This window comes from Polynucleobacter sp. 86C-FISCH (genome assembly GCF_018882415.1).
GTDB lineage: Bacteria > Pseudomonadota > Gammaproteobacteria > Burkholderiales > Burkholderiaceae > Polynucleobacter.
Map to the genome: position 1 here is coordinate 956,310 of NZ_JACVOL010000001.1, position 21,554 is coordinate 977,863.

The 21,554-nt window shown below is 46.8% G+C and carries 18 protein-coding genes, 7 tRNA genes, 3 rRNA genes and 2 pseudogenes; 24 read left to right on the forward strand and 6 right to left on the reverse strand.

Annotated features, from left to right (window positions below):
- The first annotated feature begins 8 nt into the window (after positions 1 to 8).
- From ICN10_RS04700 to priA, 3 genes are all read left to right on the forward strand, one after another.
- Positions 9 to 425, forward strand: coding sequence for a F0F1 ATP synthase subunit epsilon (locus ICN10_RS04700; protein ID WP_068320066.1), 417 nt, complete (start codon positions 9 to 11; stop codon positions 423 to 425).
- 9 nt (positions 426 to 434) lie between these two features.
- Positions 435 to 1,553, forward strand: coding sequence for a uroporphyrinogen decarboxylase (hemE, locus tag ICN10_RS04705; protein WP_216215172.1), 1,119 nt, complete (start codon positions 435 to 437; stop codon positions 1,551 to 1,553).
- Positions 1,554 to 1,819: 266 nt separating this feature from the next.
- Positions 1,820 to 3,946 carry a primosomal protein N' gene (gene priA / locus ICN10_RS04710; protein WP_216213220.1) on the forward strand — a complete coding sequence of 709 codons (2,127 nt, stop codon included), beginning with the start codon at positions 1,820 to 1,822 and terminating at the stop codon, positions 3,944 to 3,946.
- A 3-nt stretch (positions 3,947 to 3,949) separates the two neighbouring features.
- Here priA and gcvH read toward each other — a convergent pair whose 3' ends face one another.
- The gene (gene gcvH / locus ICN10_RS04715; protein WP_255536808.1) at positions 3,950 to 4,342 is read right to left on the reverse strand and encodes a glycine cleavage system protein GcvH; all 393 of its coding nucleotides are present in this window, start codon (positions 4,340 to 4,342) and stop codon (positions 3,950 to 3,952) included.
- An 82-nt stretch (positions 4,343 to 4,424) separates the two neighbouring features.
- Between gcvH and ICN10_RS04720 the strand changes: the two genes are divergently transcribed.
- Positions 4,425 to 5,069: an MBL fold metallo-hydrolase gene (locus ICN10_RS04720; RefSeq protein ID WP_216861060.1), complete on the forward strand. Its 645-nt coding sequence runs from the start codon at positions 4,425 to 4,427 to the stop codon at positions 5,067 to 5,069.
- 21 nt (positions 5,070 to 5,090) lie between these two features.
- Here ICN10_RS04720 and ICN10_RS04725 read toward each other — a convergent pair whose 3' ends face one another.
- The 3 genes from ICN10_RS04725 to ICN10_RS04735 form a co-directional block, all read right to left on the reverse strand.
- Positions 5,091 to 5,276: a hypothetical protein gene (locus ICN10_RS04725; protein WP_041396810.1), complete on the reverse strand. Its 186-nt coding sequence runs from the start codon at positions 5,274 to 5,276 to the stop codon at positions 5,091 to 5,093.
- Positions 5,277 to 5,316: 40 nt separating this feature from the next.
- Positions 5,317 to 6,468, reverse strand: coding sequence for a fatty acid desaturase (locus ICN10_RS04730; RefSeq protein WP_370626217.1), 1,152 nt, complete (start codon positions 6,466 to 6,468; stop codon positions 5,317 to 5,319).
- A gap of 73 nt (positions 6,469 to 6,541) precedes the next feature.
- A tRNA-Arg gene (locus ICN10_RS04735) sits at positions 6,542 to 6,617 on the reverse strand.
- A 103-nt stretch (positions 6,618 to 6,720) separates the two neighbouring features.
- Here ICN10_RS04735 and ICN10_RS04740 point away from each other — a divergent pair.
- A pseudogene (locus tag ICN10_RS04740) lies at positions 6,721 to 7,212 on the forward strand (cytochrome c5 family protein); the annotation flags it as partial.
- A 61-nt stretch (positions 7,213 to 7,273) separates the two neighbouring features.
- Here the strand turns inward: ICN10_RS04740 and rsmI are convergent.
- Positions 7,274 to 8,167 carry a 16S rRNA (cytidine(1402)-2'-O)-methyltransferase gene (gene rsmI / locus ICN10_RS04745; RefSeq protein ID WP_216213224.1) on the reverse strand — a complete coding sequence of 298 codons (894 nt, stop codon included), beginning with the start codon at positions 8,165 to 8,167 and terminating at the stop codon, positions 7,274 to 7,276.
- 103 nt (positions 8,168 to 8,270) lie between these two features.
- On the opposite strand from rsmI, the gene ICN10_RS04750 reads away from it, so the two are divergent.
- The 3 genes from ICN10_RS04750 (at position 8,271) to ICN10_RS04760 (ending at position 9,934) form a co-directional block, all read left to right on the forward strand.
- Entirely contained in the window at positions 8,271 to 8,873 is a 603-nt protein-coding gene (locus ICN10_RS04750) for a phosphoheptose isomerase (RefSeq protein WP_216213225.1), read from the forward strand.
- A 33-nt stretch (positions 8,874 to 8,906) separates the two neighbouring features.
- Complete coding sequence (locus ICN10_RS04755) at positions 8,907 to 9,557, forward strand: BON domain-containing protein (RefSeq protein ID WP_216213227.1); 651 nt, start codon at positions 8,907 to 8,909, stop codon at positions 9,555 to 9,557.
- A 77-nt stretch (positions 9,558 to 9,634) separates the two neighbouring features.
- Positions 9,635 to 9,934, forward strand: a complete 300-nt coding sequence (locus ICN10_RS04760) for a c-type cytochrome (RefSeq protein WP_216215178.1) — start codon at positions 9,635 to 9,637, stop codon at positions 9,932 to 9,934.
- A gap of 11 nt (positions 9,935 to 9,945) precedes the next feature.
- Here ICN10_RS04760 and ICN10_RS04765 read toward each other — a convergent pair whose 3' ends face one another.
- Complete coding sequence (locus ICN10_RS04765; RefSeq protein ID WP_216213229.1) at positions 9,946 to 10,602, reverse strand: GNAT family N-acetyltransferase; 657 nt, start codon at positions 10,600 to 10,602, stop codon at positions 9,946 to 9,948.
- A gap of 492 nt (positions 10,603 to 11,094) precedes the next feature.
- On the opposite strand from ICN10_RS04765, the gene ICN10_RS04770 reads away from it, so the two are divergent.
- From ICN10_RS04770 to rplL, 16 genes and pseudogenes are all read left to right on the forward strand, one after another.
- Positions 11,095 to 12,627: ribosomal RNA gene (locus tag ICN10_RS04770) — 16S ribosomal RNA — on the forward strand.
- 59 nt (positions 12,628 to 12,686) lie between these two features.
- Positions 12,687 to 12,763 (forward strand) — tRNA-Ile (locus ICN10_RS04775).
- Between the two features lie 30 nt (positions 12,764 to 12,793).
- A tRNA-Ala gene (locus ICN10_RS04780) sits at positions 12,794 to 12,869 on the forward strand.
- 267 nt (positions 12,870 to 13,136) lie between these two features.
- Positions 13,137 to 16,010: ribosomal RNA gene (locus ICN10_RS04785) — 23S ribosomal RNA — on the forward strand.
- Positions 16,011 to 16,116: 106 nt separating this feature from the next.
- Positions 16,117 to 16,230 (forward strand): 5S ribosomal RNA (gene rrf / locus ICN10_RS04790).
- Together the 16S, 23S and 5S rRNA genes with 5 tRNA genes alongside form the textbook arrangement of a ribosomal RNA operon.
- Before the next feature lie 105 nt (positions 16,231 to 16,335).
- Positions 16,336 to 16,420: transfer RNA gene (locus ICN10_RS04795), tRNA-Tyr, on the forward strand.
- Positions 16,421 to 16,425: 5 nt separating this feature from the next.
- Positions 16,426 to 16,499, forward strand: a tRNA-Gly gene (locus tag ICN10_RS04800).
- A gap of 21 nt (positions 16,500 to 16,520) precedes the next feature.
- Positions 16,521 to 16,595, forward strand: a tRNA-Thr gene (locus tag ICN10_RS04805).
- 64 nt (positions 16,596 to 16,659) lie between these two features.
- A complete protein-coding gene (gene tuf / locus ICN10_RS04810) occupies positions 16,660 to 17,850 on the forward strand; it encodes an elongation factor Tu (protein ID WP_215348176.1) in 1,191 nt (396 codons plus the stop codon).
- Positions 17,851 to 17,864: 14 nt separating this feature from the next.
- Positions 17,865 to 17,940, forward strand: a tRNA-Trp gene (locus ICN10_RS04815).
- Positions 17,941 to 17,960: 20 nt separating this feature from the next.
- Positions 17,961 to 18,338 (forward strand): preprotein translocase subunit SecE, encoded by a 378-nt coding sequence (gene secE, locus ICN10_RS04820; protein WP_068320084.1) that lies wholly within the window; start codon positions 17,961 to 17,963, stop codon positions 18,336 to 18,338.
- A 7-nt stretch (positions 18,339 to 18,345) separates the two neighbouring features.
- Complete coding sequence (nusG, locus tag ICN10_RS04825; protein WP_216213230.1) at positions 18,346 to 18,918, forward strand: transcription termination/antitermination protein NusG; 573 nt, start codon at positions 18,346 to 18,348, stop codon at positions 18,916 to 18,918.
- A 167-nt stretch (positions 18,919 to 19,085) separates the two neighbouring features.
- Positions 19,086 to 19,517 carry a 50S ribosomal protein L11 gene (rplK, locus tag ICN10_RS04830; protein ID WP_068320088.1) on the forward strand — a complete coding sequence of 144 codons (432 nt, stop codon included), beginning with the start codon at positions 19,086 to 19,088 and terminating at the stop codon, positions 19,515 to 19,517.
- A gap of 2 nt (positions 19,518 to 19,519) precedes the next feature.
- Positions 19,520 to 20,221 carry a 50S ribosomal protein L1 gene (gene rplA / locus ICN10_RS04835; protein WP_215348179.1) on the forward strand — a complete coding sequence of 234 codons (702 nt, stop codon included), beginning with the start codon at positions 19,520 to 19,522 and terminating at the stop codon, positions 20,219 to 20,221.
- Between the two features lie 239 nt (positions 20,222 to 20,460).
- Positions 20,461 to 20,976 (forward strand): annotated as a pseudogene (gene rplJ, locus ICN10_RS04840) (50S ribosomal protein L10); the annotation flags it as partial.
- Between the two features lie 153 nt (positions 20,977 to 21,129).
- A complete protein-coding gene (rplL, locus tag ICN10_RS04845; protein ID WP_216213232.1) occupies positions 21,130 to 21,504 on the forward strand; it encodes a 50S ribosomal protein L7/L12 in 375 nt (124 codons plus the stop codon).
- The last annotated feature ends 50 nt before the right edge of the window (positions 21,505 to 21,554 follow it).

The window sequence follows — 21,554 nt, forward strand, 5'->3', positions numbered from 1 at the left end:
GGGAAATTATGTCAACCATACGCGTCGATGTAGTAAGTGCTGAGCAGTCCATTTTCAGCGGGGAAGCCAAGTTTGTTGCGCTTCCTGGCGAAAGTGGTGAGCTCGGCATTTTGCGCGGCCACACTCCTTTGATTACACGTATTCGTCCAGGCTCAGTTCGTATTGAAAAAGCTGATGGTGACGAAGAGTTTGTTTTCGTAGCAGGTGGCTATTTAGAGGTTCAGCCAGATCACGTTACTGTACTAGCAGATACTGCTATTCGCGGCCATGATCTTGATGAAGCTAAAGCAATTGAAGCCAAGAAACGTGCCGAAGAAGCGATGCAAAATCGTGGCACTGACTTTGATTTGGCCTTGGCCCAGTCTGAGTTTGCAATGGCAGCTGCGCAGTTGGCTGCAATTGCTCGTTTCCGTCGTAAAAAGTAATAGCCGGTCATCTCCTTGCTGTTAAATGATCGGTTTTTAAAGGCCTGCCTGGGCGAAGCGGTTGATCAAACACCGCTTTGGCTCATGCGCCAAGCCGGCCGCTATCTCCCTGAATACAACGCTACACGCGCCAGAGCCGGAAGTTTTCTGGGGCTCGCAAAAAATCCTGCTTATGCTACTGAAGTAACCCTTCAGCCTTTGGATCGTTATCCATTGGATGCGGCTATTTTGTTCTCCGATATTTTGACCATTCCCGATGCAATGGGATTGGGTCTGAAATTTACGGCCGGCGAAGGCCCAAGCTTTGAGCACCCCCTTCGCACAGAAGAGGCGGTTAAGAAATTACGTGTAGCTGATATGGATCAGCTCAAATATGTTTTTGATGCTGTCTCTGAAATTCGCAAAGCATTGATTCAGGACGGTAAGCAACGCGTCCCATTGATTGGCTTCTCCGGAAGCCCATGGACATTGGCTTGCTACATGATTGATGGCTCTAGTGCTGATGATTTCCGTCATGCAAAAACCATGATGTTTAGTCGCCCTGACTTAATGCAACATATCTTGGATATCAATGCACAATCTGTTGCTGCTTATTTAATTGAGCAAGTAAAAGCAGGTGCGCAAGCACTCATGATTTTTGATACCTGGGGCGGCATGCTTCCAGATGGTTGGTATCAAAAGATGTCTTTGGCGTCTATGCAAAAAGTGATTGCTATGTTGCCCCGCGAGCATGAAGGCAGAAAAATTCCTGTGATCATGTTTACTAAAGGCGGCGCAATTTGGCTCAATGACATGGCGCAAGTTGGTGCTGACGTGATTGCAATCGATTGGACAATGTCACTTAGTCGCGCAAGAAAACAATTGCTCGCCCTGAACAAGCCGTTGGCATTGCAAGGTAATCTAGATCCGCTAATCCTGTTTGCAGAGCCAAAACAAATCGCGGAACAAGCAAACCTTCTTCTTGAAGATTTAGCGAGCGCACCGGCCCTTAAACCCGGTTTACATCCTTTGGATGGCCATGTGTTTAATTTGGGTCACGGCATTTCTCAGTTCACCCCCCCTGAGAGCGTCACCGCACTGGCAGAAGCCGTCGTTAATCGCTCTAGGGCACTCAGGGCAAAGTCGTAATACTGAGTGATCGCTAACTTGCCGCCAAAATTTTTAGCGAAAGTTATGCACAGTTAGCAGCAAAATTCGAAATTCAGTGAGATTGCGATTAAAGATGAAAATTCACTTTCGAATATCTCTATAAGTCATTGATAAATATAAGAAATTACCAAATAGCTTTAAAAGGGTGCAAAAACGGAAAGCTGATAAATTAGTTTATAAATCAGAATCCTTGGATGATATCCACAGACTTATCCACAAGCTAAATAAGAAATCAGACGTAATTCATGGCCCCTCCAATCGTTGTTCAGGTCGTCGTTGACAAGCCCCTTGCCCAGGGCTTTGACTACTTGTGGGATGAGGAGTTACTAGGCAGCCCGCCATCTATTGGTGTGCTGGTAGAGGCTCCCTTTGGGCGCAGCTCACTTGTTGGGATGGTTATTAAAGTAAGCACTCACTCTGATTATGAGCTTGATAAATTAAAAAGTGTTTCTAGGGTAGCCCCGCTGCCTCCTTTAGACCCCGCAGTTCTGCGCTTAATGAACTTTGCAAGCCAGTATTACATCCACGCCCTTGGGGAAACCATTATTCCCACCATTCCGCAGATGTGGAAAAAGCCGGATGACTGGGAAAAAATTCCAAAAAAATTAGTTGCTGCCGAGGAAAAGCAAAAGAAAAAAACCAAACAAGAGGCTGTTGAGGGATATGTCGATGAAGGCCATTTAAACGAAGGACAAAAACTTGCGTTAGAAAAATTACGCGCCTGCCCCTCGAATGAATTCAAGGCAATTCTGTTGCAAGGACAAACAGGCAGCGGAAAGACCGCAGTATTTTTAAACTGGCTTAGTGGAATTTTGGATGATGTAAATGCGCAAGCATTACTCCTGGTTCCTGAAATAAATTTAACGCCACAGTTAGAGCGCAGAGTGCGCGCATATTTCCCCGATAAAAAAATGGTTGTACTTCACAGTGGCGTTAGTGAAAAGGTTAGAGGTATTGCGTGGCACGAAGCAATGACTGGCAAAGCACAAATTATTTTGGGTACACGTTTAGCAGCATTAACACCCCTGCCCAACTTACGCGCTATCGTTGTAGATGAGGAGCATGACCCATCCTATAAACAGCAAGATGGCATTCGTTATTCTGCGCGCGACCTTGCTGTTTGGCGTGCTCATGATCTTAAAGTGCCAATCTTGTTAGCATCTGCCACGCCATCGCTTGAAACTTGGATGGCTGCTAAAGCGGGACGCTATGAATATATTCGCTTAGATCAACGCGCACAAGGCGCAAGCCTTCCTAAAGTACATTTGGTGAACACACGTGATCCACAAACACAATTTAGCCCTGGCGATGTAGAGAAGCCAAAGTCTAAAAGCCTCATTACTAAAACGCTTGCGCATGCAGTCACTCAGAATTTAGAAAAACAGCAGCAAAGCCTCATACTCATCAATAGGCGTGGTTATGCGCCGGTGCTGAGTTGCAGCGCGTGCTCATGGTTATCTAAATGCGAGCAATGTAGTTCATATATGGTGCTTCATAAGGCTGGTGCTTTGGCCAGAAAATCAGTTTTGAGTTGTCACCACTGCGGCCTGGCTAAGAGCATCCCGAATCATTGTCCTGAGTGCGGCAATGCCGATCTCAAGACCCTAGGGCAAGGCACCCAAAAGATTGAAGACTCTATTGAAGAGATGTGGCCAAGCGCTAGAGTGTTGCGAGTGGATACGGATTCAAGTAGAAAGAGTAAAGGTGCTGAAGAGCTCTTTCAGGAAATACACCAGGGAAATGTTGATATCGTTGTTGGTACCCAAATGATCGCCAAGGGGCACGATTATCAAAATATTGGTTTGGTTGCCGTATTGGATGCCGATAGCAGATTGTTTTCACAGGACTTTAGAGCTGCAGAAAGATTGTTTGCGCAACTAGTCCAGGTGGCTGGTCGCGCAGGAAGATCGGGCAAAGACGGAGAAGCGGGCGGCGCAATTTATATCGAAACCCAATTTCCAGAGGCTGCAGTTTTTCAGTTTCTTTTGCGTCATGACGTCGATGGATTTTTATCCTATACGGCAAACGAAAGAAAAGAGGCTGGCTTGCCTCCATTTGCGTATCAGGCATTAGTTCATGCCGAGGCCAAAAGTCTTGATAAGGCAATCCAGTTTCTGAGCGCTTTGAAGGGCTATTTAAAGTCTGGCGGCCATATAGCTAATGGGCTCAGAGTCTACGACCCCGTTCCCAAGGCGATGATGCGAGTGGCAGGTTCAGAGCGCGCCCAGCTCCTGGTGGAGTCTGATGATCGTAAAAATTTACAAGAAATTTTAGAGGCGATAGACCGCTATTTGCGGGAGAATTCTCAGGGGCGCATTAGCAAGGAAGGCCGCATTCGTTGGCTCATTGAGCGCGACCCAATTTCTATCTAATGTTTAAGCCCCCGGGCCTGCGTTATATGTTTCTAAAGTTAAGAGCTGGCTTAAATCAGAGGCAAGACTGTCATCAGATGTAGGTTTGATTTTAAAAAGCCACACACCATAAGGCTTTTCATTTACGAGCTCAGGTGATGCATCTACCTCCTCATTGAGCGCAACAATTTCACCGCTCACTGGAGCATGAATATCGCTCGCTGCTTTTACTGATTCAATCACTGCAATCGCTTCGCCCTGCTTTACTTGTTGACCTAGCTTTGGTGCCTGAAAGAACATGACATCACCAAGAGCCTCTTGGGCGTGGTTGCTAATGCCAACCCAGATTAGGCCATCATCTTCCTGATCGGCCCATTCGTGGGTTTCTGCAAATTTAAAAGTATCTTGGCTGTTCATTGTTTTATCCTTTGAGTGCATTTTATGCCCACTCTCATAAAATGTTTATCCATCAAATTATGAATTTAGCTACTGTACATATATGCCAATCAAATTAGGAATTGTTCCTGTTACCCCTTATGAACAAAATTGCTCCATCTTGGTTTGCCAAGAGACTGGCGATGCTGCGGTGGTGGATCCGGGTGGTGATATTGAGAAGATCCTCGAAGGCGTTAAGCAGATGGGCGGAAACGTAAAAAAGATCTTACTAACCCATGGACATCTTGATCATTGCGCAGCCGCTAAAGACTTGGCTGATCAGCTTGGCGTGCCCATTGAGGGGCCGCAGGAAGATGAGCGATTTTGGATTGATCAATTACCAGAGCAAACAGTGCGCTTTGGTTTTGGACACGCCAAAGTTTTTGAGCCTGATCGTTGGTTGAATAATGGCGACCATGTAAAAGTTGGCAATGTTGATTTGGAAGTGTTTCATTGTCCAGGACACACTCCAGGTCACGTAGTGTTTTTTGACAAAGAAGATCGTTTGGCAATTGTTGGCGATGTCTTATTCGCCGGCTCAATTGGCAGGACAGATTTTCCGCGAGGCAACCATGCGGATTTAATTCATGCGATTAAAACTAAATTGTGGCCCTTGGGGGATGATGTTCAGTTTGTGCCGGGCCATGGACCAATGTCGACATTTGGCCAGGAGCGAAAAACGAATCCCTATGTTGGGGATCGCGCTTAAAACTTTTTACTACTAGTGATATTAGGTTTTTGCTGAGCCGGTACGATGTGTACGGTTGTATAAACAGCTAGCGCAGATCCAGCGTTGCTTACGATTGCTTGTTGGAATCCATGTGCCACCCTCAAGTCGTTTTTCACGGCTGCAAGAAGAGCAAAATTTAAGGCTCTGAGAGGTTTCTTGGGTAGCTGCTGGAGTCGAGGTAGTCATGGGCAATCCGGGTAAGGCAAATCTATACAGAAGATCTATTTTACCCGTTTTGTCCCGCTGGAGCTGGGCTGAGCACAACTCGGACTGAATCAGCCGTTTTATTGCCGTCAAAGTCTAGCCAAGCCTTGTTTTCAAAGTCATAAAGCTTGCACTTGCGCGCAGTATCGAAATACCAGCCCCAAGAGAACTTTTGTACAAAAATACGCTCTGGAAGGATGGTTTCAAGAGTCTGCTGGGCTTCTGGCAGGCGATAAAGCGGTACGCTCATGTCCACATGGTGCGCTGTGTGCTCCATGATGTGGTGCATCAATTTGCCCCAAATCCAGTTAAAGGTCAGATGAACAGTAGTTGAGACGAATGGCTGAGCACGTAACCACTCAGATTTTTTGTCGTACCAAGAGACTTTTGGATGGGTATGGTGTACGTAGACCACAAAACCAATCATGCCGTTCCAGAATAGGAATGGAACTGCGAAGCCAGTGATTAAACCAATCCAAATAGATTGACCAGTTGCAATGGCGCCAGCAATTAAACAAGCAATCCAAACAATCGCAAATGCGGTAACGAGCAAATTATCTTTTAGGAAAATTGGGCGATCACCAGGTTTGTTTTTTGCATTTGGGAAGTACTCGCGTCTCCACCAAATTTCAATTAAGTAATAGAAAACAGGGCCCCAGCCGCTACGATAAAGACGCTCCAAAGCCTTACGCCATGCGGGAAGCGCGTCGTATTCTGATTTTGATAAAGGCGCCCAAACGAAGTCAAAGCCCTTCAGATTTGTTTGTCCGTGATGCACAACGTTATGACCAACATCCCACAAGCTATATGGTGTGAGTGAAGGCAAGAAAGCAATGCGACCCAACACCTTGTTAAGTTCGCGATTAGGGGTGTAGCTTTGGTGACATGCATCATGACCCAAAATAAAGATGCGTCCTGTTACAAACCCTGCGATCACACCAAAAACGATTTTTAGCAGAATGCTTTCAACAAATATGGTTCCAGCGATACAGCCAAGCCATAAAAGGGCATCTACTACTAGGAGCATGATTGCGCGCCCCGTTTCGCCTTGTGCCATTGGAATTAACCAGCTTCGAATGATTTTTCGATGCGGTAATGGTGCCTCTGGCGGCAACGGGTTAGTCAAAGAAGGCTCTGAAAGGGCGGAATTTAGATGTGTAGACACGATAAGAATCAATAAGTTAGGTGGAAATGATAGCGGTTTTCGCAATTTTTCGCATGATGTAAGTCAAAAACCCCTTTGTTTTTGGCGCGCCCGGCAGGAATCGAACCTGCGACCCTTGGCTTCGGAGGCCAATACTCTATCCACTGAGCTACGGGCGCCAGTGAAAATCTGGCTACCCATCTATTGTAAGTGCCTATAACCCTACTCTCTAGTTATAATCACGGCAAAACAATCCTAAAACCCGTCAAACGATAAATTCTTATGAGCAACGAGCACGGAAGTCTGATTAAGTCCCCAAAACAACTCATCATCATGGTGTTTGCAAGCTTTTTTGTGCCACTCATCATTATTTTGTTGCTAATGGTGTTTGTAAACAATGGCAAGCGTAGCGATTCGTCTGCAAGCGCCGAGCAATTGATCAAGCCAGTAGCCCAGTTGAATTTTAAAGACGCTAGCGCCCCTAAAGAGCTTCAAACAGGCGAGCAAGTTTATAAAGCAGTTTGCGCTGCATGTCATGCAAGCGGCGCTGCAGGTGCGCCTAAATTTGGTGATGCAGGCGCATGGGCTTCACGTTTAGGTAAAGGCTATGACGGCTTACTAGCATCTGTAATTAAGGGCAAAGGTGCTATGCCTGCTCGTGGTGGTGCCGCTCCTGCTGATGTGAGTGACTATGAGTTAGGTCGTGCAGTTGTGTACTTGGCAAATTCTGCTGGTGGCAAATTACCAGAGCCAAAAGCGCCTGCTGCTCCCGCTGCTAAATAATTTCTTTGCACGTATTTAAAAGCTGGCTATATGCCAGCTTTTTTATTTTTGCTTATTCGCTTTTTGCATCTAAGGCAATTTGGTATGCCTCTTTTTTTGTGAGCCCTAGAGTTTGCGAGAGGACTGCCGCAATTTCTTTGCTACCCATATAAGGCCTTAGTGCATTAGCCCACAATAGTAGCGATGCATGTTCGGGCGCCTCATCGCCTTTGGCTGGACGGCCTGCAACCACAATTACAAATTCGCCTTTAAGGCTCTCTGCAGTCGCAAGCCAGCTGGCAACGTTGCAGGCTTCAAGCGAAACAATCTCTTCAAATTTTTTGGTTAACTCGCGACAAATCAAAAGCTGACGATCGGACTCTAGATGATTCGCCAATAGCGCCAATGTCTCTTTGATGTGATGTGGTGATTCAAAAAAGATGCTTGCTTTTTTGCTGCTAGAAATATCTTGTAAGAAGGTGTCGCGATCTTTTGTTTTGTTGGGCCAAAAACCTAAAAACTGAAAGCGCCCTTCCGACCCATGCATCACAGATCCCGCCACTGAAATCGCACCAGACACTGCGCTTGCCCCAGGAATGGGTATTACCCGCAACCCAGTTTTTTGAACTTCACTTACAAGTCTTGCCCCAGGGTCAGAAACTCCCGGCGTACCTGCGTCTGAGATATAGGCCCAACGCTCGCCATTGGCGAGATGCTGAATAACTGTTTGAGCCCCACTGATTTCATTGTGCTCATGAAGCGCTAAACATTTTTTATGTATGCCAAATTGCTGGAGTAACGCTCCGCTATGCCTAGTGTCTTCACAGGCAATTCCATCCACTGCATTTAATACGTGTAGGGCGCGTAAGGTAATGTCACCCAAATTTCCAATAGGTGTGGCCACCATGTAAAGAGCCCCAGCAGGCAAATCCTGCTGCTTTAAAAAATCAAATGAGCTAAGTTCCATGGGATTTGCCTGAAAAAGTTAAATAATTAGTAAGAGAATACGTTGCTTTTGAGATGACCCGATTGGCGCTGAAATTAGGCCATCTTTGGCGCATAATATTGCTATGGAAAAAGATCTCAATGAACGTTTGCGCAAGCGCGCCTCCCAACATTTTCTAGATAGCATTGCGGTAAAGCAAGAGGCCGAGAAAGTGTTGCCTGACTCTGTTGCTGTAGGCGTATTGGCAATGGTGGAATGTTTGCGCGCTGGCGGTAAGGTCATGGCTTGCGGCAATGGTGGCTCGGCTGCCGATGCTCAACACTTTGCCGCTGAGTTAATCGGTCGGTTTGAAAGAGAGCGCCAAGAGTTGGCGGCGATTGCTCTGACAACCGACACTTCTATTCTGACTGCAGTTGGAAATGACTACAGCTATGACGAAGTTTTTAGTAAGCAAGTTCGCGGGCTTGGAAAAAAGGGCGACATTCTTTTGGGAATTTCAACTTCTGGAAACTCAAAGAACGTTGTTAAGGCAATTGAAGCTGCAAAAAAGATGGGCATTAAAATTATTGCGTTGACCGGAAATGGCGGCGGAAAAATTGCGCAGTTGTTAGATAAAGATGACATTCATTTATGCGCACCATCAACTCGAACTGCGCGCATTCAGGAAACTCACTTGGTTTTACTGCACGCCTTATGCGATGGCGTAGATCATGTTTTGCTCGACTAAAATTTATTGACACTCAACACAGAAAATATCCCAATGAAAATTTCCTCTATCGCCAAGTTATTTGTTGTGCTGTTAATTGCATCTCAGGTGACAGCATGTGGTGTACTTGCAGTGGGCGGTGTTGCAGCTGGCGCATCGATAGCGGCGGATCGACGCACGCCAGGCGTACAAGCAATTGATAAGGGTATTGAGCTAGAAGCAGGAAATGCGCTGGCGAAGAAATTCGGAGATAACGCGCACATTAACGTCACTTCGTTTAATCAAAAAGTGTTGTTAACTGGAGAGGTTAAGGACGCCGATATTAAGGGTGAGGCCGGCTCCTACGTCAAGGCGATGAAGAACGCACGCTCGGTATTTAACGAATTAATTATTGGGCCGAATAGTAGTTACACAGCTCGCGCAAATGATTCTTATCTCGAATCAAAAATCAAAACTCAAATGATCTTCACTGATCAGTTGCCATCGAATTCTATGGCGATAGTTGCTGAAGGTAGCAGCATTTATCTTATGGGTATCTTGACGCAAAACGAAGCAGATATTGCCAAGAAAGTAGCTAGCAATACAAACGGCGTTAAAGATGTTTATGTTTACTTCGACATTATTTCTCAAGAAGAAAAAGTGCGCCTAGAAAAACAAGGCAAGGCTGATCAAACACAACCTAGTAGCCCACCAAAATTTCAGTAATTTATTGAAGGCTGTTGATGTTTAAAAAGCGAGTGACTGTAAAAATATTATTTTTGTTTGCAGCGCTCGCTTACTTTATGCCTGTTGCACAAGCTAGTGCTGAAGATGAAAAAGCAATTGCAATTGCAATTGCAAAACAAAATGCATGCTTAGGTTGTCATGCAATCAATAAAAAAATTGTTGGCCCAAGCTTTCAAGCGATTGCAGAAAAATATAAGGGCGATGCAAATGCTCAAGCGTTTTTAAAAAATAAAATCGCTAAAGGCGGATCTGGGTCTTGGGGTGTGGTGCCTATGCCGGCGAACACAAAACTGAATGATGCGGATCTGTCTACATTAACTAGTTGGATATTGCGTGGCGCACCCAACAAAAATTAATGCAGAATTAATTAACGCGCGAGACCAGGCCTACCTAAGAACCACCACCATGCTTGATTGGATTGCTTGAGGTTTTTCTTCAGTACGTAATCCATATCGGCCCACTGTTCGTTTGCAGCTTCTTCCACAATGGTTGCAGGACTTGCGGGCGGCAATTTAAGGCAAGCGTCGGCATCGCCATAGGCGTATTCAACTGTCATTCCAGCCTTTTGTGCCAAATGCATCATCGCCTTATTGTTTGCAAGGCAGTGAACATATAGTGTTTCAATGCGGGTATTGCGTGAATGCACGGCAGAACGCTGCAGTAGCGCTGTCCCTAGGCCCTGAGAGCGCCCTTCTGGCAGTACTGATACACCAAATTCAGCGGCTCGTGGTTGCCCCTTATGCTCTGGTAAGTAGGCTAAATGGGCCATGCCAATGAGCTTCAGATCCAAATCAAATACGCCAAAAATGGCATCTTTGTTGAAATCTAAGTGCTCTACATAGTGACGAATGACCTCATCAGGGGTTTGAGTACCAAACCGTAAGCGCCTATCTTCATCATTTAGCTGTAGTAAATGATTCAATATCTCTTCTCTGTAGCCCGCATGAAGTTCGCGAACGGGTACAGTCTGCCCTGCCGAATATGGGCTCGCAGGTAAGTGACTATTCGCTAATTTATTGTGCATAGCAATATATTAGCAGGAATTAGAATAATTTTCAGGGTTTTCCCTAATGTGTGGCTTATGCGCAATAAGGGGGGTGAATTTGTGGTCAAAAATCGGCTGAATTCATACCTTGAATCCAAAAAAGCTTAAAAAATTAGAAATTTAAGAAAAAAGTTGAAATTTTTTTTCAAAAATAAGTGCTTGTTTTTATTGGGTTTATTTTTTTAATAGGAAAAAACCCTGCCTTTTTTAAGAAAAAGACTACGAAAGGTGTTGACGACCCAAAATAAGTGCGCTATAGTCTCACCTCTCTGCTGAATGTTATTTGAAATACAAAACAAGTCAGCCCTCTTTAAAAATTAGTCAACCGATAATTGTGGGTACTAAGTGAAAGCATCCAGTCCTTCGGGACAGATGTAAATAAATAGTACTCATAGACAGTAAAAAGATTTGGTTTTATTACCAAGTCAATTTCTTGAATGAGTGCGACGATCCGCAAGGATCACAGGAATTGAACTGAAGAGTTTGATCCTGGCTCAGATTGAACGCTGGCGGCATGCCTTACACATGCAAGTCGAACGGCAGCACGGGTGCTTGCACCTGGTGGCGAGTGGCGAACGGGTGAGTAATACATCGGAACGTACCTTATCGTGGGGGATAACGCAGCGAAAGCTGTGCTAATACCGCATACGCCCTGAGGGGGAAAGCGGGGGATCGAAAGACCTCGCGCGATTAGAGCGGCCGATGCCTGATTAGCTTGTTGGTGGGGTAAAAGCCCACCAAGGCGACGATCAGTAGCTGGTCTGAGAGGACGATCAGCCACACTGGGACTGAGACACGGCCCAGACTCCTACGGGAGGCAGCAGTGGGGAATTTTGGACAATGGGGGAAACCCTGATCCAGCAATGCCGCGTGAGTGAAGAAGGCCTTCGGGTTGTAAAGCTCTTTTGTCAGGGAAGAAACACCGGCTCTAACACAGTCCGGGAATGACGGTACCTGAAGAATAAGCACCGGCTAACTACGTGCCAGCAGCCGCGGTAATACGTAGGGTGCGAGCGTTAATCGGAATTACTGGGCGTAAAGCGTGCGCAGGCGGTTATACAAGACAGGCGTGAAATCCCCGGGCTTAACCTGGGAATGGCGCCTGTGACTGTATAGCTAGAGTGTGTCAGAGGGGGGTAGAATTCCACGTGTAGCAGTGAAATGCGTAGATATGTGGAGGAATACCAATGGCGAAGGCAGCCCCCTGGGATAACACTGACGCTCATGCACGAAAGCGTGGGGAGCAAACAGGATTAGATACCCTGGTAGTCCACGCCCTAAACGATGCTGACTAGTTGTTCGGGATTTACATCCTGAGTAACGTAGCTAACGCGTGAAGTCAGCCGCCTGGGGAGTACGGTCGCAAGATTAAAACTCAAAGGAATTGACGGGGACCCGCACAAGCGGTGGATGATGTGGATTAATTCGATGCAACGCGAAAAACCTTACCTACCCTTGACATGTCACTAACGAAGTAGAGATACATTAGGTGCTCGTAAGAGAAAGTGAACACAGGTGCTGCATGGCTGTCGTCAGCTCGTGTCGTGAGATGTTGGGTTAAGTCCCGCAACGAGCGCAACCCTTGTCTTTAGTTGCTACGCAAGAGCACTCTAAAGAGACTGCCGGTGACAAACCGGAGGAAGGTGGGGATGACGTCAAGTCCTCATGGCCCTTATGGGTAGGGCTTCACACGTCATACAATGGTGCATACAGAGGGTTGCCAACCCGCGAGGGGGAGCTAATCTCAGAAAATGCATCGTAGTCCGGATCGTAGTCTGCAACTCGACTACGTGAAGCTGGAATCGCTAGTAATCGCGGATCAGAATGTCGCGGTGAATACGTTCCCGGGTCTTGTACACACCGCCCGTCATACCATGGGAGTGGGTTTTGCCAGAAGCCGTTAGCCTAACCGCAAGGAGGGCGACTGCCACGGCAGGGTTCATGACTGGGGTAAAGTCGTAACAAGGTAGCCGTATCGGAAGGTGCGGCTGGATCACCTCCTTTCTAGAGAAAAGATGCTGGATCTATAGTGCCCACACTTATCGGTTGACAATAAAAGCCACGGGTCTGTAGCTCAGCTGGTTAGAGCACTGTGTTGATAACGCAGGGGTCGTAGGTTCAAGTCCTACCAGACCCACCACCAGCCAGAAACAAGACTTAGTGGGACGTTGGGGGATTAGCTCAGCTGGGAGAGCACCTGCTTTGCAAGCAGGGGGTCGTCGGTTCGATCCCGTCATCCTCCACCATCATCTAAATGTCAAAACTAAGCGATTTAACAATTGTTTAGTTTTGCCATTTATGGCTGTTCTTTAAAAATTTGAGTAAGCAAAGTGTCAAATGTTTCTTTGAGAGGACATTTGACAATGTAATAAGGGTAAAGATTGAATCATCAATCAGTAATACAAACGAGTTTTACCAAGTTCTTAACAAAGTACTTACAGTTTGGATTACGGCAAACATGTCAGAAGTAGAAGTAAACCTGTAACAGGTACTAGCAATGGTGCTCGTTATAGGATCAAGTGAATAAGTGCACATGATGGATGCCTTGGCGATTACAGGCGACGAAAGACGTTATAACCTGCGATAAGCCCCGGGGAGCTGGTAAATAAGCTTTGATCCGGGGATTTCTGAATGGGGAAACCCACCACTTTTGTGGTATCCATACCTGAATACATAGGGTATGAGAAGCGAACCTCGTGAACTGAAACATCTAAGTAGCGAGAGGAAAAGACATCAACCGAGATTCCCAGAGTAGTGGCGAGCGAAATGGGAAGAGCCTTCTAGTGATAGCTCAGTAATTAACAGAATGGAATGGAAAGTCCAACAATAAAGGGTGATAGTCCCGTATGTGAAAATTATTGGGTGGTACTAGGCTAGAGACAAGTAGGGCGGGACACGTGAAATCCTGTCTGAATATGGGGGGACCATCCTCCAAGGCTAAATACTCGTAATCGACCGATAGTGAACAAGTACCGTGAGGGAAAGGCGAAAAGAACCCCGGGAGGGGAGTGAAATAGATCCTGAAATTGTGTGCATACAAACAGTAGGAGCCTCGTAAGGGGTGACTGCGTACCTTTTGTATAATGGGTCAGCGACTTACATTCAGTAGCAAGCTTAACCGAATAGGGAAGGCGTAGCGAAAGCGAGTCCGAATAGGGCGCTAGTTGCTGGGTGTAGACCCGAAACCAGTTGATCTATCCATGGCCAGGTTGAAGGTGCGGTAACACGTACTGGAGGACCGAACCCACTAACGTTGAAAAGTTAGGGGATGAGCTGTGGATAGGGGTGAAAGGCTAAACAAAACTGGAAATAGCTGGTTCTCTCCGAAAACTATTTAGGTAGTGCCTCGTGTATCACTGTAGGGGGTAGAGCACTGTCATGGTAGTGGGGTCCATTGCGGATTACTGCGCCATAGCAAACTCCGAATACCTACAAGTGCAAGCACGGGAGACAGACATCGGGTGCTAACGTCCGGTGTCAAGAGGGAAACAACCCAGACCGCCAGCTAAGGTCCCTAATATATGCTAAGTGGGAAACGAAGTGGGAAGGCTAAAACAGTCAGGAGGTTGGCTTAGAAGCAGCCATCCTTTAAAGAAAGCGTAATAGCTCACTGATCGAGTCGTCCTGCGCGGAAGATGTAACGGGGCTAAGCATATAACCGAAGCTGCGGATCACAGTAATGTGATGGTAGGAGAGCGTTCTGTAAGCCTGTGAAGGTGTCTTGTAAAGGATGCTGGAGGTATCAGAAGTGCGAATGCTGACATGAGTAGCGATAAAGGGGGTGAAAAGCCCCCTCGCCGTAAGCCCAAGGTTTCCTGTTCAACGTTCATCGGAACAGGGTGAGTCGGCCCCTAAGGCGAGGCAGAGATGCGTAGCTGATGGGAACAAGGTTAATATTCCTTGACCATTGTTAGATGCGATGGGGGGACGGATCGCGGAAAGTTGTCCGGGTGTTGGAAGTCCCGGTTCTTGCGTTGGAGATGGCTATTAGGTAAATCCGGTAGCGTAATTCAAGGGCGTGAGACGAGCGAATTTATTCGCGAAGCAATTGGAAGTGGTTCCAAGAAAAGCCTCTAAGCTTCAGTCTAACAAGACCGTACCGCAAACCGACACAGGTGGGCGAGATGAGTATTCTAAGGCGCTTGAGAGAACTCAGGAGAAGGAACTCGGCAAATTTGCACCGTAACTTCGGGATAAGGTGCGCCCTTGTAGTTTGACCGTGAACAACGGGAGGACGAAAGGGTTGCAATAAAAAGGTGGCTGCGACTGTTTAATAAAAACACAGCACTCTGCAAACACGAAAGTGGACGTATAGGGTGTGACGCCTGCCCGGTGCTGGAAGATTAAATGATGGGGTGCAAGCTCTTGATTGAAGTCCCAGTAAACGGCGGCCGTAACTATAACGGTCCTAAGGTAGCGAAATTCCTTGTCGGGTAAGTTCCGACCTGCACGAATGGCGTAACGATGGCCACACTGTCTCCTCCTGAGACTCAGCGAAGTTGAAATGTTTGTGATGATGCAATCTACCCGTGGCTAGACGGAAAGACCCCATGAACCTTTACTGTAGCTTTGCATTGGACTTTGAATCGGTCTGTGTAGGATAGGTGGGAGGCGTTGATAACAGGATGCTAGTTCTGTTGGAGCCAACCTTGAAATACCACCCTGATTTATTTGAGGTTCTAACCTTGGCCCGTTATCCGGGTCGGGAACAGTGCATGGTAGGCAGTTTGACTGGGGCGGTCTCCTCCCAAAGTGTAACGGAGGAGTACGAAGGTACGCTTGGTACGGTCGGACATCGTACCTAAAGTGCAATGGCAAAAGCGTGCTTAACTGCGAGACCGACAAGTCGAGCAGGTGCGAAAGCAGGTCATAGTGATCCGGTGGTTCTGTATGGAAGGGCCATCGCTCAACGGATAAAAGGTACTCTGGGGATAACAGGCTGATACCGCCCAAGAGTTCATATCGACGGCGGTGTTTGGCACCTCGATGTCGGCTCATCTCATCCTGGGGCTGTAGCCGGTCCCAAGGGTATGGCTGTTCGCCATTTAAAGAGGTACGTGAGCTGGGTTTAAAACGTCGTGAGACAGTTTGGTCCCTATCTGCCATGGGCGTTGGAGATTTGACGGGGGCTGCTCCTAGTACGAGAGGACCGGAGTGGACGTACCGCTGGTGTACCTGTTGTTTCGCCAGAAGCATCGCAGGGTAGCTATGTACGGAAGAGATAACCGCTGAAAGCATCTAAGCGGGAAACTTGCCTGAAGATGAGATCTCCCGTAGGTTTAACCTACATAAAGGGTCGTTGAAGACCACAACGTTGATAGGTCGGGTGTGGAAGTGCAGTAATGCATTAAGCTAACCGATACTAATTGCCCGTTAGGCTTGATCCTATAACCAGCACTATTGTGTTGGATGTTTGCCAGATTTAATCTGCATCCTTATTACATGCTTACTCAAATAGAGTTGTTGATTTAATCAGCAACTCGACCCTCTACGCCCGGTGACCATAGCGAATTGGAACCACTCCTTCCCATCCCGAACAGGACAGTGAAACGATTCTACGCCGATGATAGTGCGGATTACCCGTGTGAAAGTAGGTAACTGCCGGGCACCAATGCGACGCCCAGACCCTCTTAGGTCTGGGCGTTTTTACTTGTGCAAAGCGTTTAGAGTGATTGACAGAAACTCCATTTGGAGTCAGAATATTGGGTTCGCGGAGGGGTGTCCGAGCGGCTAAAGGAGGCAGACTGTAAATCTGTTGGCTACGCCTACGTAGGTTCGAATCCTACCCCCTCCACCAGATGTGCGGGATTAGTTTAATGGTAAAACAGCAGATTTCCAATCTTCGGTCAAGAGTTCGATTCTCTTATCCCGCTCCAGAATTTGTTGCATTAGATTACGCCCATGTGGCTCAGTGGTAGAGCACTCCCTTGGTAAGGGAGAGGTCGGCAGTTCGATCCTGCCCATGGGCACCATGTATGGTTTTATTAATTGTGTATTTCGTGTTTGGTTTAAGAGTTAACTAAAGGCAGATTAAAAATGGCAAAAGAAAAATTCGAGCGGACAAAACCGCACGTAAACGTAGGCACCATTGGTCACGTTGACCACGGTAAAACCACATTGACAGCAGCAATCGCAACCGTGCTTTCTAAAGCATTCGGTGGCGAAGCTAAAGCATACGATCAGATCGATGCTGCTCCAGAAGAAAAAGCACGCGGTATTACGATTAATACAGCGCACGTTGAGTACGAGACAGCTAACCGTCACTACGCTCACGTTGATTGCCCAGGACATGCTGACTACGTTAAGAACATGATTACTGGTGCTGCTCAGATGGACGGCGCAATTTTAGTTTGCTCTGCTGCTGACGGCCCAATGCCACAAACTCGTGAGCACATCCTCTTGGCACGCCAAGTTGGTGTTCCTTACATCGTGGTGTTCCTCAACAAGTGCGACATGGTTGATGACGCTGAATTGCTCGAGTTAGTTGAAATGGAAGTTCGTGAGCTTCTATCTAAGTACAACTTCCCTGGCGATGACACACCAATCATCCAAGGTTCTGCTAAGTTAGCCCTTGAAGGCGACGAAGGTAAATTGGGTAAAGAAGCCATCATGAAATTGGCTGAAGCACTTGACTCATACATCCCAACTCCAGAGCGTGCTGTTGACGGCGCGTTCTTGATGCCAGTAGAAGACGTGTTCTCTATCTCCGGTCGCGGTACTGTTGTTACAGGCCGTATCGAGCGCGGTATCGTTAAAGTTGGTGAAGAGATCGAAATCATCGGTATCAAGCCAACACTCAAGACAACTTGTACTGGTGTTGAAATGTTCCGCAAATTGCTCGACCAAGGTCAAGCAGGCGATAACGTTGGTATCTTGTTACGCGGTACAAAACGTGAAGAAGTTGAGCGCGGCCAAGTATTGGCTAAGCCAGGTTCAATCACCCCACATACTCACTTTACAGCCGAGGTTTACATCTTGGGTAAAGACGAAGGTGGTCGTCATACTCCATTCTTTAACAACTATCGTCCACAGTTCTACTTCCGTACAACGGACGTAACTGGTTCAATCGAGTTGCCAAAAGACAAAGAAATGGTAATGCCTGGTGATAACGTCACGATTACCGTAAAACTCATCGCTCCTATCGCGATGGAAGAAGGTTTACGTTTTGCGATCCGTGAAGGTGGCCGTACTGTTGGCGCCGGCGTGGTTGCAAAGATTTTGGCTTAATTAGTTTTTTATAAAGGGGTGTAGCTCAATTGGCAGAGCGTTGGTCTCCAAAACCAAAGGTTGGGGGTTCGATGCCCTCCGCCCCTGCCACGATTTGAACTGAAAGCAATATGTCTCAACAAACAGCAAGTCAATCTGAAGAAAAAAGCAGCTGGGTCTCTGGACTCGCTGCTTTAATCGTTGTCGCAGCGCTAGTGCTCTACTACACGTTGGCTGACCAGTCTATGTTGGTACGTCTTGCCGTTTTGTTTGGCGGCATTGCATCAGCAGTTTTAATTGTGGCGATTTCACCAGACGGGCGTCGTTTTATCGCCTATGCAAAAGATTCTTGGTATGAAGTAAAAAAGGTTGTTTGGCCGACTCGTAAAGAGACTACCCAGATGACTCTAGTCGTATTTGGCTTTGTTCTGATCATGTCCTTGTTTTTGTGGATTGCAGACAAATTGATTGAATGGCTAGTTTTTTCAGTCTTTTTGGGCTGGAAGTGAGTAAAAAATGACTGATTCTGAAGTAGCTGTAAATCCACAAGCTACCGGCAATATGCGCTGGTATGTAATCCATGCTTATTCCGGAATGGAAAAAAGCGTGAAAAGAGGCCTCGAAGAGCGTATTTCACGTTCTGGCATGCCTGAGAAATTTGGTCGTATTTTGGTTCCTTCCGAAGAGGTTGTGGAAATCAAATCCGGCACAAAATCAGTTTCTGAGCGTCGTTTCTTCCCAGGATATGTCCTGATTGAGATGGAAATGACCGACGAGAGCTGGCATTTAGTGAAAAATACGCCAAAAGTGACTGGTTTCGTAGGTGGTGTTCGTAACCGCCCAAGCCCAATTTCCACTGCTGAAGTAGCGAAAATCATGGATCAAATGCAGGCAGGTGTAGATAAGCCTAAGCCTAAGACCCTATTTGAAGTTGGTGAGATTGTGCGCGTTAAAGAAGGCCCATTTGTTGATTTCAATGGAAATATCGAAGAAGTCAATTATGAGAAGTCAAGATTACGCGTTTCTGTTACAATTTTTGGCCGCGGTACCCCAGTTGAACTGGAGTTCGGCCAAGTAGAAAAGATGTAAAAACAAGGACTTAGTCCAGTTTTGCAGTGTAGTAGTTTGTAGTTTTAGATGGTTATTTAGATTTTGTATTTAACCGAGGAGCGGAGCTAGAAAGCCAAAAACTAGCGAAGCGTTTACTCAACAGCGGTCTTTCCTAATGAGGTTAGGCGCGCTTTAAGGAGCAACACATGGCAAAGAAGATCATTGGCTTTATTAAGCTGCAGATCCCTGCAGGTAAAGCAAATCCATCACCACCCGTAGGTCCAGCATTGGGTCAACGCGGCCTCAACATTATGGAATTCTGTAAGGCGTTTAATGCTCAAACTCAGAGCATGGAACCTGGCCTACCAATTCCAGTCGTGATTACAGCGTTTGCTGATAAGAGCTTCACATTCATCATGAAGACTCCTCCAGCAACCATCATGATTAAGAAGGCTGCGAAGATCGAAAAAGGATCACCACGTCCCCATACCGATAAGGTTGGTTCAATTACTCGTGCTCAAGCGGAAGAAATCGCTAAAGCAAAAATGCCAGATTTGACAGCAGCCGATATGGACGCAGCTGTTAGAACTATCGCTGGTAGCGCCCGTTCCATGGGCATCACTGTGGAAGGTCTCTAATCATGACTAAGTTATCTAAACGCGTAAAAGCAATTCAATCCAAAGTTGATCGCAATAAGTTCTATTCATTGGACGATGCATTGAACCTCGTTAAAGAGTGTGCAACTGCTAAGTTTGATGAGTCTATCGACGTTGCTGTTCAGTTGGGTATTGATGCTAAGAAATCTGACCAAGTTGTGCGTGGCGCAGTAGTGCTCCCAGCTGGTACAGGTAAGCATGTTCGTGTAGCTGTTTTTGCACAAGGCGAGAAGGCTGAGCAAGCTAAAGCTGCTGGTGCAGAAATCGTTGGCATGGAAGATCTTGCTGAACAAATTAAAGGCGGCAAAATTGATTTTGATATTTTGATCGCATCTCCAGACACAATGAAAATTGTTGGTACTTTAGGTCAAGTATTGGGCCCACGTGGTTTGATGCCGAATCCAAAAGTTGGAACTGTTACTCCTGACGTTGCTACTGCAGTTAAGAATGCAAAAGCTGGTCAAGTTCAGTTCCGTGTGGACAAAGCCGGTATCGTGCACGCAAGCATTGGCCGTCGTTCATTCGAGCCAACTGCATTGAAATCCAACTTGCTCGCATTGCTTGAGGCTTTGAATAAAGCAAAGCCACCTGCATCTAAGGGCATCTATTTAAAGAAGGTTGCCGTAAGCAGCACCATGGGTGCAGGCGTACGCGTAGACCAAGCATCGTTACAGGCAGCAGCTTAATTAGCCTGTAACAAAAAAGAACTTTGGGTCGACTCCCGCTCTTTGAGTGAGAGTCGAACATCAAAGACCGTTGGTGGATTGGTTTGCTTACTCAGAAATTAATTCTTAATCGTTACGAAAGTAATAGCCAGCGCAGATGGCGACCCTGAAAAGATTTTCACAAGAGACTTTGTGAACAAATGATCAGACGCTGGTGTGTAACCCCAACTGGAAACAGTTGGTTTTTATGGAGTTAAACCGTGCCTTTGAATGTACAAGACAAAAAAGCGATTGTTGCTGATGTCGGCGCTCAATTGGCTGGAGCCCAAACTGTCGTGCTCGCTGAATACCGTGGTATTCCAGTAGAGCAGTTGACAAAGCTACGTGCTAGCGCACGTGACCAAGGTGTATATCTTCGCGTTTTGAAGAACACATTGGCACGCCGTGCTGCACAAGGCACTCAGTTTGAGCCTCTTGCTGATTCGATGGTTGGCCCCTTGATCTATGGCATCTCTGCTGATCCGATTGCTTCGGCAAAAGTATTGCAGAACTTTGCTAAGACTCAAGACAAGCTAGTCATTACTGCTGGCTTATATAACGGCAAGTTGTTAGACGTTGCAGGTGTAAAAGCCCTCGCAACAATTCCAAGCCGCGACGAGTTGTTATCTCAGTTGTTAGGTGTGATGTTGGCACCGGTATCTGCGATGGCTCGCGTATTGGGCGCAGTAGCAGCACAAAAGGCAGCTGGAGCACCCGCTCCCGCAGCAGCACCTGCAGAAGCAGCAGCCCCAGCAGCAGTAGCCGCTGAAGCCGCTCCAGAAGCAGCCGCTGAGCCTGCAGCCGCAGCCCCAGAAGCTGGAACAGAAGCAAACGAAACCCCTGCCGCTGAATAAGCGACAGATTAACTATTTAAGTATTAGGAGCTAAAAATGGCGATTACTAAAGAAGAAATCATTGATGCAGTAGGTAGCATGTCCGTTATGGATTTGAACGACTTGGTTAAAGCGTTCGAAGAGAAGTTTGGCGTTTCAGCTGCAGCTATGGCTGTTGCTGGTCCTGCTGGTGGTGGCGCAGCTGCTGCTGGTGAAGAGCAAACAGAATTCACTGTTAACTTGCTCGAAGCTGGCGCAAACAAGGTTTCAGTAATTAAGGCAGTTCGCGAAATTACTGGTCTTGGCTTGAAAGAAGCTAAGGACTTGGTTGACGGTGCACCAAAGCCAATCAAAGAAGGCGTTGACAAGAAAACTGCTGAAGAAGCTAAGAAGAAGCTTGAAGAAGCTGGCGCTAAAGCAGAACTCAAGTAATACACACAATGCTGGCGCCTCTCAAAAAGGGGCGTTAGCCATGTTGGGTT

What these genes read in the sequence shown, in the direction of transcription:
- ICN10_RS04700 (WP_068320066.1), top strand. Translation starts at nt 9, where the DNA reads ATGTCAACCATACGCGTCGATGTAGTAAGTGCTGAGCAGTCCATTTTC.
- priA (WP_216213220.1), top strand. Translation starts at nt 1,820, where the DNA reads ATGGCCCCTCCAATCGTTGTTCAGGTCGTCGTTGACAAGCCCCTTGCC.
- gcvH (WP_255536808.1), bottom strand. Translation starts at nt 4,342, where the DNA reads ATGAACAGCCAAGATACTTTTAAATTTGCAGAAACCCACGAATGGGCC.
- ICN10_RS04720 (WP_216861060.1), top strand. Translation starts at nt 4,425, where the DNA reads ATGCCAATCAAATTAGGAATTGTTCCTGTTACCCCTTATGAACAAAAT.
- ICN10_RS04725 (WP_041396810.1), bottom strand. Translation starts at nt 5,276, where the DNA reads ATGACTACCTCGACTCCAGCAGCTACCCAAGAAACCTCTCAGAGCCTT.
- rsmI (WP_216213224.1), bottom strand. Translation starts at nt 8,167, where the DNA reads ATGGAACTTAGCTCATTTGATTTTTTAAAGCAGCAGGATTTGCCTGCT.
- ICN10_RS04750 (WP_216213225.1), top strand. Translation starts at nt 8,271, where the DNA reads ATGGAAAAAGATCTCAATGAACGTTTGCGCAAGCGCGCCTCCCAACAT.
- ICN10_RS04755 (WP_216213227.1), top strand. Translation starts at nt 8,907, where the DNA reads ATGAAAATTTCCTCTATCGCCAAGTTATTTGTTGTGCTGTTAATTGCA.
- ICN10_RS04760 (WP_216215178.1), top strand. Translation starts at nt 9,635, where the DNA reads ATGCCTGTTGCACAAGCTAGTGCTGAAGATGAAAAAGCAATTGCAATT.
- ICN10_RS04765 (WP_216213229.1), bottom strand. Translation starts at nt 10,602, where the DNA reads ATGCACAATAAATTAGCGAATAGTCACTTACCTGCGAGCCCATATTCG.
- tuf (WP_215348176.1), top strand. Translation starts at nt 16,660, where the DNA reads ATGGCAAAAGAAAAATTCGAGCGGACAAAACCGCACGTAAACGTAGGC.
- secE (WP_068320084.1), top strand. Translation starts at nt 17,961, where the DNA reads ATGTCTCAACAAACAGCAAGTCAATCTGAAGAAAAAAGCAGCTGGGTC.
- nusG (WP_216213230.1), top strand. Translation starts at nt 18,346, where the DNA reads ATGACTGATTCTGAAGTAGCTGTAAATCCACAAGCTACCGGCAATATG.
- rplK (WP_068320088.1), top strand. Translation starts at nt 19,086, where the DNA reads ATGGCAAAGAAGATCATTGGCTTTATTAAGCTGCAGATCCCTGCAGGT.
- rplA (WP_215348179.1), top strand. Translation starts at nt 19,520, where the DNA reads ATGACTAAGTTATCTAAACGCGTAAAAGCAATTCAATCCAAAGTTGAT.
- rplL (WP_216213232.1), top strand. Translation starts at nt 21,130, where the DNA reads ATGGCGATTACTAAAGAAGAAATCATTGATGCAGTAGGTAGCATGTCC.